This is a genomic window from Salmonella sp. 32031103-2018-00083-FB-01-SM-01 (assembly GCF_017571995.1).
GTDB lineage: Bacteria > Pseudomonadota > Gammaproteobacteria > Enterobacterales > Enterobacteriaceae > Salmonella > Salmonella enterica.
In genome coordinates, this window is record NZ_JAGEQL010000010.1 from 65,106 (window position 1) to 75,832 (window position 10,727).

General features: G+C 53.1%; 8 protein-coding genes. 6 read left to right on the forward strand and 2 right to left on the reverse strand.

What is annotated here, in order from left to right; translation table 11 throughout:
- Positions 1-3: 3 nt before the first annotated feature.
- Positions 4-2,739: a TMAO reductase system sensor histidine kinase/response regulator TorS gene (gene torS / locus J4614_RS21040; protein ID WP_111761295.1), complete on the reverse strand. Its 2,736-nt coding sequence runs from the start codon at positions 2,737-2,739 to the stop codon at positions 4-6.
- Positions 2,740-2,818: 79 nt separating this feature from the next.
- Between torS and torT the strand changes: the two genes are divergently transcribed.
- Complete coding sequence (gene torT / locus J4614_RS21045) at positions 2,819-3,859, forward strand: TMAO reductase system periplasmic protein TorT (protein WP_001202031.1); 1,041 nt, start codon at positions 2,819-2,821, stop codon at positions 3,857-3,859.
- Here the strand turns inward: torT and torR are convergent.
- The gene (gene torR, locus J4614_RS21050) at positions 3,832-4,524 is read right to left on the reverse strand and encodes a two-component system response regulator TorR (protein ID WP_001562512.1); all 693 of its coding nucleotides are present in this window, start codon (positions 4,522-4,524) and stop codon (positions 3,832-3,834) included. The genes torT and torR overlap by 28 nt on opposite strands.
- 129 nt (positions 4,525-4,653) lie before the next feature.
- Here torR and torC point away from each other — a divergent pair, with 129 nt between their 5' ends.
- The 5 genes from torC to J4614_RS21075 all read left to right on the forward strand — a co-directional run.
- Positions 4,654-5,838 (forward strand): pentaheme c-type cytochrome TorC, encoded by a 1,185-nt coding sequence (torC, locus tag J4614_RS21055; RefSeq protein WP_001230254.1) that lies wholly within the window; start codon positions 4,654-4,656, stop codon positions 5,836-5,838.
- A complete protein-coding gene (gene torA, locus J4614_RS21060) occupies positions 5,828-8,380 on the forward strand; it encodes a trimethylamine-N-oxide reductase TorA (protein ID WP_208293306.1) in 2,553 nt (850 codons plus the stop codon). Before torC ends, torA begins: the two co-directional genes overlap by 11 nt.
- On the forward strand, positions 8,373-9,005 hold the full coding sequence (gene torD / locus J4614_RS21065) for a molecular chaperone TorD (RefSeq protein WP_000595421.1): 633 nt from the start codon (positions 8,373-8,375) through the stop codon (positions 9,003-9,005). Before torA ends, torD begins: the two co-directional genes overlap by 8 nt.
- 189 nt (positions 9,006-9,194) lie before the next feature.
- Positions 9,195-10,595 carry a cytochrome-c peroxidase gene (locus J4614_RS21070; RefSeq protein ID WP_000724469.1) on the forward strand — a complete coding sequence of 467 codons (1,401 nt, stop codon included), beginning with the start codon at positions 9,195-9,197 and terminating at the stop codon, positions 10,593-10,595.
- Positions 10,596-10,600: 5 nt separating this feature from the next.
- On the forward strand, positions 10,601-10,727 hold a 127-nt coding region (locus J4614_RS21075; protein WP_116781764.1), incomplete at its 3' end, for an ATP-binding cassette domain-containing protein.

Sequence of the window (10,727 nt, forward strand, 5' to 3'; positions counted from 1 at the left end):
CTATTATGGCGAAGGATGACCGGCTATCCATGCGTCGAGCGCCGTCACTCCCTGCGTCACGATAGTTTTAATATCTATATCGCTAAGCGGTTGCAATTCCAGCTCCCGACAGGCTTCGGTTGCCTGCGTCATCCCCAGGCTGGCGCAGCCGCTTTTTAATTTATGCGCCAGCCGCTTAATGTTAACGTCGTCATTCATGGCGCGCGCCGCCTCGATCTCCTCGACTAAAGGCAGCGCGCTGTCTTTGAATAACGCGACCCATTGCCGGAGTTTTTCCGGGCCGACAGACGCCATATCGCCGGCAAGCTGATGTTCATTCAGCATCGCCCGCGCGTTGTGAGATTTGCCCTGTAAATAGTGCGCTATCATACGGTAAAGCTCCTCGCGGGGAACGGGCTTTTGAATAATCCCGCAGAAAAGACCGGCGGTACGCTGACGAAGATTATCGTCTATCACATGCGCGCTAAAACCAATGCGTTTCATGGCGGGATACAGGCTCATCAACTGCTGCGCCAGGGTTAAGCCGTCATAATCCGGTAAATCAAAATCCACCAGCGCCACATCAAAGGGCTCGCCTTCGGCTAAACGGCGTAGCGCGTCATTCGCACTTTCAGCTACTGAGACCTTCACCCCTTTACCCGTGAGCATTTCAGCGGTAATACGCTGCGTCAGCATATTATCTTCAATCAGCAACAGGCGTAGTCCGTTAAGATTTATCGGTTCCCTGAACGCATTTTTGCTTGCGGGTTTGGGGTGGCGAACCGGCAGTTGTAAGCGAAAACAACTGCCAACATGAAGCGTACTGGTGACGGTTAGCGTCCCGCCCATCGCCTCTGCCAGGCTGGCGCTGATAGCCAGCCCCAGGCCCGTCCCGCCCCGGCGTCCTGTCGCCTGCACAAACGGTTTGAAAATAGTCGTCAGCTTCGCTTCAGGAATACCGCATCCGGTATCTTCAACCTCAATAAACCAGCTCTGATCGTCGCAAAACGTGCGCAGCACTATGCTGCCGCGATCGGTAAATTTCGCCGCATTACTTAAAAGATTAATCACAATTTGACGTATCCGGCGCGGATCGCCTTGTAGCGTGGAGGGGAGTTGCTCGCTAAAGTCGGCGATGAGCGCAACCTGCACGCGGCTGTGCATTAAATGCAGCGCGCTATTCAACAATTGTCGCGGTTCAAACGGTTCCTCGCTAATGGAAACGTTGGTGCCGCCTACTTCAATCGCCGAGTAATCAAGAATATCGTTAAGAATCGCCAGTAGCGATTCGCCTGAATCATTAATGGCCTGTAAATCGTCGTGGTAGTTTGCCATGAGCGGTTTATCGGCCAGCAATTGTACCGTACCGAGAATGCCGTAAAGCGGCGTGCGAATTTCATGGCTCATGGCGGCAAGGAACGTCGATTTCGCCTCGTTGGCCTTTTCCGCTTCGGCGCGCGCCTGCCGGTGTTCCAGCACCAGCGCATGAAGCTCCGCCGTTTGCGATCGCACCTGTTCCGCCAAATCCTCACGATGGCGGTTTAATTTGCGCACGTTGGCGCGAAACGCTTCCATCAGACGGCTGATGGTATCCAGTTCGCTGACGCCAGCCGCCTCCGGAAACGGTGAGTCAATATCGCCCTCCAGTAGCCGCTGTAAGGCCTGCGTTTGTTGCGCCAGCGGGCGGGATACGGAACGGTAAACCACTCGCCAAAGGATAAAACTTAATGAGCACAGCGCCAGGATACCTAAGATCACTAACCCTATTTGCCCACGCTGACTGGCGTGTGTAAGGCGCGCTAACCCAGCCTCGTTTCGTTTTTCGATGGCGTTCACCAACTGCGACACTTCCGTACTGAAGCGGGTAAACTGAAAGAGGTTATTGGCCATAAGCGTTTGAAGCTGGTCGCGGATGGCATTTTCCTTACGAAACAGGGTAACTAGTGTGGTGTACTGGTTTATTTTCTCCAGCGCGTCGGCGATTTGGGCGCGAACGGTAGGATCTTCTATACGCTGCTGGCGGCGGGATAAAATTTTAACCAACTGATTAAGTTTTTCATCGGTGTCCTCGGCATCGCTCAGCCCTTGCGCGTCTTTTAAGGTCACAATGAGCTGCTTAAACCGCAGGGCATTGACCCGCAACTCATTCATCTGATTCACATACTCAAGGTCGATATCAATTAGTCGGTCAAGCGCGCGTTCAGCCTGGTCCCCTTTACCGCTTTCGATAAGATCGTAAATACCGGCCTGGGTGGCGCCCGCAGATGTCGCTGCATTATTGGCCTGACCGTGAGCCTGGGCGGCAATGCTTTCCGCCGCCTCCGCAATCTGGCGGCTTAACTGCTGTTGCTGTGCGCGCAGCGTGAGAATTTCACCGACCAGCGTTCCCTGCTGCCCAAGCGTTTGCGCAATCTCTTTTTCTTGCCGGGCGATGGCCGAGGTATTAAATCCCTGCTCGCTTAATGCCTGCAAAAGATGGTTAATTTTAAGGCTTTGCGCTTTCAGCATCTTCCCCTGCGCCAGCCAAACGCCCTCACTGTCGGCATTGGTCAGATTTTGCGCGGAAAAGAGCTCGTAAGCGCTGGCTTCGCTTAACTGCCTGGCCATATTCATCGTAGGAAGCAGCGCTTGCGTATTGGTTTGTTCCACCTGACTAATGACGCGCAGGCTTATCCAGCCGATCACGGTGCTGAGCAGGGTGAGTGCCGCCATCAGGGCGAAGGCCAGCCATAATCTGCGGGTCAGTGAAGGCGTTGACATTTATGCGCCGCGGGTGAAATGGGTTGAGTTGCCGCCGGAAAAACCATTAGGATAAAACCTTGTTGCTGGTGGGGCTATCATGCGTGCGCTTATTTCGTTCTTTTTTTTGATAATCATCGTCTCGAATGTAGAAACGGCGTTAGCCGAAACCGGGCTGCTACACTGGACGCGCGCCGATCGGGCGATTCCCTGGCGGCAAACGTCAGTCAATGCGAGTAAACCCTGGAAACTGTGCGCATTATACCCCAGCCTGAAAGATTCTTACTGGTTGTCCGTCAACTACGGGATGCAAAAAGCGGCCAAATTGTATGGCGTTGATTTAAAAGTGCTGGAAGCGAATGGCTATCGGCAACTGGCGACGCAACAACAGCAAATGATGCAGTGCCGGGAGTGGGGTGCCGACGCTATTCTGCTTGGCAGCAGTACCGATCGTTTCCCGGAGCTGGAACGGTATGCCGGTAATGTGCCGGTTATTGAACTGGTGAACATGATTCACGATGCCAGCGTCGCAACCCGCGTTGGTCTGCCGTGGTTTCAGATGGGGTATCTGCCGGGACGTTTCCTGGTGCAGTGGAGCAAAGGAAAAGCGCTTAACGTTTTACTCTTCCCGGGGCCGGAAGAAGCCGGCGGCAGTCAGGAGATGGTGGCGGGTTTTCGTCAGGCAATTAAAGGCAGCGCCATCAACATTGTGGATATCGCCTGGGGCGATAACGACATTGAAGTGCAGCGAAACTTACTCCAGGAAATGCTGGAGCGCCATCCGGACGCCAATGTGGTCGCCGGGTCGGCGATAGCAGCGGAGGCGGCGATGGGCGAAGGGCGAAATTTGACGACTCCGCTCACGATCGTCTCATTTTATCTGACGCATCAGGTTTATCGCGGTTTAAAACGCGGCCATATCCTGATGGCGCTCAGCGATCAGATGGCCTGGCAGGGAGAATTAGCGATAACGCAGTCGATTAAGGTCTTACAGGGGCAACCGGTGCCTGAAAATATCAGCCCGCCGGTGCTTATTTTGACGCATAACAACGCCGACAGCGCGCGCGTTCGCCGTTCGCTATCGCCTCCGGGATTTCGGCCCGTCTATCTGTATCAATACACCTCCGAGGCTAAAAAGTAGCCTTCGCCATGCTGTGTGACCAGCAGTTCCGGCGTAATTTTATGGCGTAAGCGGCGAACCAGGACATCAATCGTGCGGAGATCCGGAGTCTCTACGCGGCGGGCGGAAAGCATTCGCAGCAGACGTTCGCGATGCAGCACTTTGCCTGGGTTGGTCACAAAGGCCAGCAGTAACTCGTACTCCGCGCGCGTAAGCTTAATGGCTTCACCATTGTGCTCCAGCGTATGATTCATCACGTTCAGGCAGTAACCGGAAAACATATAGCAGTTTTCACTGGCATTTTGCGGCGTGGGGCGGGCCAGATCGATGCGCCACAAAAGATTTTTCACCCGCACTACCAGCTCGCGCAGTTCCAGCGGCTTGGTGACGTAGTCGTCCGCGCCCATCTCCAGCCCGACGATGCGGTCGATTTGGTCGCAACGCCCCGTCACCAGAATAATGCCCACCGTGGAACGTTCGCGTAGCGCCCTGGTCAGCATCAACCCGTTTTCGTCGGGGAGGTTGATATCCAGCAGGATCAGCGAAACGTGCTCATGCTCCATGATGTCGCGCAGGCCCGCGCCGCTGTCGGTCACCGAAACGCGATACCCCTCCTGCTCAAAATAGGCCTGTAATCTGGCCTGAGTAACAGGTTCATCCTCAACAATAACAATGTGATGTGACATCCTGCGCGCGGTCTCTTTCTGTTCATATCTGTTCATATATTGCCGTATCCCGTTCATCCTGACCAGTGACGCTGTTCATATTTGCGGAATAAGATCTGCGCATTAAACCATATAATTACAGGGGCTATTATGCGAAAACTCTGGAGAGCGCTACTCAGGCCAAGCGCCCGTTGGTCGATACTGGCGCTGGTCATTGTCGGGATTGTGATCGGCGTTGCGCTGATCGTGTTACCTCACGTCGGTATCAAACTGACCAGTACGACAGAGTTTTGCGTCAGCTGCCATAGTATGCAGCCGGTGTATCAGGAATATAAACAGTCCGTACATTTCCAGAACGCTTCCGGCGTACGCGCGGAATGTCACGATTGCCATATCCCCCCTGATATTCCAGGCATGGTGAAACGTAAGCTGGAAGCCAGCAACGATCTTTACCAGACATTTATCGCCCACTCGATTGATACCCCGGAAAAATTTGAAGCCAAACGTGCCGAGCTTGCCGAGCGTGAATGGGCGCGCATGAAAGAGAATAACTCCGCGACCTGTCGTTCCTGCCATAACTACGATGCGATGGATCACGCGAAACAGAACCCGGAAGCGGCGCGGCAAATGAAAATCGCCGCGAAAGAAAATCAGTCCTGCATCGACTGCCATAAAGGGATTGCCCACCAGCTACCGGATATGAGCAGCGGTTTCCGTAAACAGTTTGATGAACTGCGCGCCAGCGCCAGCACGCATAATGACGGCGATACGCTCTATTCGCTGGATATCAAGCCGATTTACGCCGCTAAAGGCGATAAAGAACCGGCAGGTTCGCTGTTACCTGCTTCTGAAGTGAAAGTCCTTAAACGGGACGGTGACTGGCTGCAAGTGCAAATCGAAGGCTGGACGGAGACGGACGGTCGCCAGCGCGTGCTGACGCAGTTGCCCGGTAAACGTATTTTTGTCGCCTCGATTCGTGGCGATGTGCAACAGCATGTGAAAACGCTGGAAGAGACTACCGTCGCGGCGACCAATACTCAGTGGAGCAAATTACAGGCAACCGCGTGGATGCAAAAAGGCGACATGGTAAATGACATTAAACCGATTTGGGCCTATGCCGACTCCCTCTATAACGGCACCTGTAATCAGTGTCACGGCGCGCCGGACAAAGCGCACTTTGACGCTAACGGCTGGATCGGCACGCTCAACGGTATGATCGGTTTCACCAGTCTGGATAAGCGTGAAGAACGTACCTTGTTGAAATATCTCCAGATGAATGCGTCTGATACCACCAACACGCCGCACAGCGATAAGGGAGAACACAATGAAAAATAAGGACTCGTTACACGTCTCTCGTCGACGTTTTCTGGCGCAGCTTGGCGGTTTGACGGTGGCAGGAATGCTGGGGCCGTCACTGCTGACGCCCCGTAGCGCCCGCGCAGCGGATGCCGTTGCGCCAGGCGCCGCGACGAAAGAGGGTATCCTTACCGGTTCTCACTGGGGGGCGATTCGCGCCACGGTGGTTGACGGTCGATTTGTGGCGGCAAAACCGTTTGAACAGGATAAATACCCGTCCAAAATGATCGCTGGTCTGCCCGATCACGTCCACAACGTGGCGCGTATTCGCTATCCGATGGTGCGCGTCGACTGGATGCGCAAAGGTCATCAAAGCGACACCTCGCAGCGCGGCGATAATCGTTTTGTGCGCGTCTCCTGGGATGAAGCGCTGGATCTGTTCTATCAGGAACTGGAGCGGGTGCAAAAAACCTACGGGCCGAGCGCGTTACTGACGGCGAGCGGCTGGCAATCTACCGGCATGTTCCATAATGCCTCCGGGATGCTGGCGCGCGCGATTGCGCTACATGGCAATAGCGTTAGCACGGGAGGGGACTATTCGACCGGCGCGGCGCAGGTGATTCTGCCGCGCGTGGTGGGTTCAATGGAAGTGTACGAGCAGCAAACGTCATGGCCTCTGGTTTTACAGAACAGTAAAACAATTGTGCTATGGGGTTCTGATATGGTGAAAAACCAGCAGGCAAACTGGTGGTGCCCGGATCACGATGTCTATCAGTACTATGAACAATTAAAAGAGAAGGTTGCCAGCGGCGCTATCTCGGTCATCAGCATCGACCCGGTCGTCACCTCCACGCACGATTATCTGGGGCGCGATAAGGTCAAACATATCGCCATTAACCCGCAGACGGATGTCCCGTTACAACTGGCGCTGGCGCATACCCTGTACAGCGAGAAACTGTACGATAAAAATTTCCTCGATAACTACTGCGTCGGTTTTGACCAGTTCCTCCCCTATTTGCTGGGCGAGAAAGATGGACAGCCCAAAGATGCCGCCTGGGCGGAAAAACTGTGCGGTATTGACGCCGACACCATCCGCGCGTTGGCGCGGCAGATGGCGGGCGACAGAACGCAAATCATCGCTGGCTGGTGCGTACAACGTATGCAGCATGGCGAACAGTGGTCATGGATGGTCGTCGTGCTGGCGGCAATGCTGGGACAGATTGGTTTACCGGGCGGCGGCTTTGGTTTTGGCTGGCACTACAACGGCGCCGGGACGCCTGGCCGTAAAGGGATCATTTTAAGCGGCTTTTCCGGTTCGACGACCGTTCCGCCAGTACACGACAGCACGGATTACAAAGGCTACAGCAGCACCATTCCTATTGCGCGTTTTATGGATGCCATTCTTGAACCGGGCAAGGTCATTAACTGGAACGGCAAATCGGTTAAATTACCGCCGCTGAAGATGTGCGTGTTCGCCGGGACTAACCCGTTCCACCGACACCAACAAATTAACCGCATAATTGAAGGGTGGCGCAAGCTTGAAACGGTCATCGCTATTGATAACCAGTGGACGTCGACCTGCCGCTTTGCGGATATCGTTTTGCCGGCTACCACCCAATTTGAGCGTAACGACCTCGATCAGTTCGGCAATCACTCTAACCGCGGCATTATCGCCATGAAACAGGTGGTGTCGCCGCAGTTTGAAGCGCGTAACGACTTTGATATTTTCCGCGATCTCTGCCGACGCTTTAACCGTGAAGCGGCATTCACGGAAGGTCTTGATGAAATGGGCTGGCTGAAACGCATCTGGCAGGAAGGGAGCCAGCAGGGAAAAGGTCGCGGTATCCACTTACCGACTTTCGAAGTGTTCTGGAATCAACAGGAGTACATCGAGTTTGATCATCCGCAGATGTTTGTGCGCCATCAGGCTTTCCGTGAAGATCCGGACCTGGAGCCGTTGGGCACGCCAAGCGGTTTGATCGAGATTTACTCCAAAACGATCGCCGACATGCAATACGACGATTGTCAGGGCCATCCCATGTGGTTCGAAAAAATCGAACGCTCGCATGGCGGGCCGGGATCGCAGCGCTGGCCGCTGCACTTACAATCCGTTCACCCTGATTTCCGTCTGCATTCCCAACTGTGCGAGTCGGAAACGCTGCGTCAGCAATATGCCGTTGGCGGCAAGGAACCGGTCTTTATTAACCCACAGGATGCCAGCGCGCGCGGGATCCGCAACGGTGACATCGTGCGGGTATTCAATGCACGCGGGCAGGTACTGGCGGGGGCGGTGGTTTCCGATCGCTATGCGCCTGGCGTGGCGCGAATTCATGAAGGCGCCTGGTACGATCCTGATAAAGGCGGCGACATCAATGCGTTGTGTAAGTACGGCAACCCTAACGTATTAACGCTGGATATCGGTACATCACAGCTTGCGCAGGCGACCAGCGCGCATACGACGCTGGTGGAAATTGAAAAATATACCGGCCCTATTGATAACGTCACGGCGTTTAACGGCCCAGTCGAGATGGTCGCGCAGTGTGAATATGTACCCGCATCGCAGGGGAATCCGCATGATTAAGCAGCCAGCGCTTGCTCAGGAACAGTACGCCTGCGTATATGCATGGCTGGCGTTACTCTTTTTCCGGGAAGTAGATGATGAAGGGTTAATACAATTACAGTCCGCGGAGATCGCGGACTGGCTGGCGCTGTTAAAGCGTCAGCCAGCGCTGGCGGCGTCGGTGGCGTTACTCGAACAAAAAATTGCCGCGCTTAGCCTGCGCCAGGATGCGCAGCTGGAGCTGGCCGCAGATTTTTGCGGATTGTTCCTGATGACGGATAAAAAATCGGCCTTGCCCTACGCCTCGCAATACCCGCAGCAGGAACCCGGCATGATTAAACATTTATTGCTTGAAGCCGGGATGGAAGTCAACGACGATTTTAAAGAGCCGACCGACCACCTAGCGATTTATCTGGAGTTACTCAGCCATTTACATTTTTCATTGGGTGAATCGTTCCAACAACGGAGAATGAATAAATTACGCCAGAAAACATTGTCGTCATTACTGGAATGGCTTCCGGAATTTACGAATAATTGCCTTAAGCATGATCCATATGGCTTTTATGCTGCGTTAAGTCAATTATTGTTGGCTATCGTTCGTTTTGATGACGGAAAAGAGGATTTATCCATTGTTGCGGCTGAATAAACCCTGTGACGGGCATCGCAAAATAAATCTTACGATAGTCGGGGGTTATCATATCTATAGGTTTAGCCAATTGTAATTATTGATACCAATCAATATCCATGATGGGTTTGTATTTAGTATTGACGGGCCTCATGAGTAAAAAAATAAAATTTAATTAATCATGCCGCAATACCCCATAAGGATAGTGATATGAAAAAAATTACCCTCTATGCGACAACGGTTATCACCGTTGGGCTGTTATGTTATTTAGGTTTGTCCGGGTATGTATGGTATTACGACAAACAGCGCAGTAAAAAAAGCGATGTGCAGGCCTCGGTTGTGGGTGAAAATAATAAAATACTGGGTTATTTCAGGGAGAAAGGATGTGATTATTGTCATACGCCTTCCGCTGAATTACCTTTTTATTCCTCTTTTCCGGTGGCAAAGCAGCTAATGGATTACGATATCCAGCTCGGCTACAAATCGTTTAACCTGGAGGCGGTACGGGCCGCCCTGATTGCGGATACGCCGGTGCCGCAAAGCGAACTGAATAAAATTGAATGGGTTATGCAACATCAGACTATGCCGCCAACCCGCTATGTCGCGCTGCACTGGGCGGGGGGCGTCAGTGATAAAGAGCGTACTGACATCCTGAACTGGATAGCCGATCAGCGTGAGCGCAACTATGCCAGCGCCGATACCGACGCCGCACACCGGAATGAACCCGTTCAGCCTATTCCGCGCAATATTCCCGTCGATGCGAAAAAAGTCGACTTAGGTTTCCGACTTTATCATGATGAACGTTTATCCGGCGACAGCACAATATCCTGTGCGCATTGTCACGCGTTAAATGCGGGCGGTGTCGATGGCAGAAAAACCTCAATTGGCGTTGGCGGTGCGGTAGGACCAATAAATGCGCCGACGGTATTCAACTCCGTATTTAATATCGAACAATTTTGGGATGGTCGTGCTGCAACTCTGCAGGAGCAAGCAGGCGGACCGCCGTTAAATCCTATTGAAATGGCTTCTAAATCCTGGGATGAAATTATTAGCAAGCTTGATAAAGATCCTGTCCTGAAAAAAGATTTCCAGGCGGTTTATCCGCAAGGATTTACCGGGGAAAATATTACTGATGCGATCGCCGAATTCGAAAAAACGTTGATAACGCCGGATTCCGCCTTTGATAAATGGCTACGTGGAGATGAAAATGCGCTGACCGCGCAACAGAAACACGGTTATCAATTATTTAAAGAGAATAAATGTGCAACCTGTCACGGCGGTATCATTTTAGGCGGGCGCTCTTTTGAACCATTAGGATTAAAGCGAGACTTTAATTTTGGTGAAATTACCGCAGCGGATATTGGTCGTATGAACGTCACCAAAGAGGTTCGCGATAAATTACGGCAAAAAGTCCCGGGCTTACGCAACGTCGCGTTAACAGCGCCTTATTTCCATCGGGGCGACGTACCGACGCTGGATGGCGCGGTAAAACTGATGCTGCGTTACCAGGTTGGCACCGATCTGCCGCAAAACGATATTGACGATATCGTCGCCTTCCTGGAAAGCCTGACCGGTGTTTATACGCCATATCAACCTGAATATGCGCAATGACAATGATGCTTGAAGCCAGAGATCTGTACTGCGAGCGGGACGAGAGGACGCTGTTTCGCGGGCTGTCGTTCACCGTGGACGCCGGGGAGTGGGTGCAGGTCACCGGCGGCAACGGCGCCGGAAAAACCACCC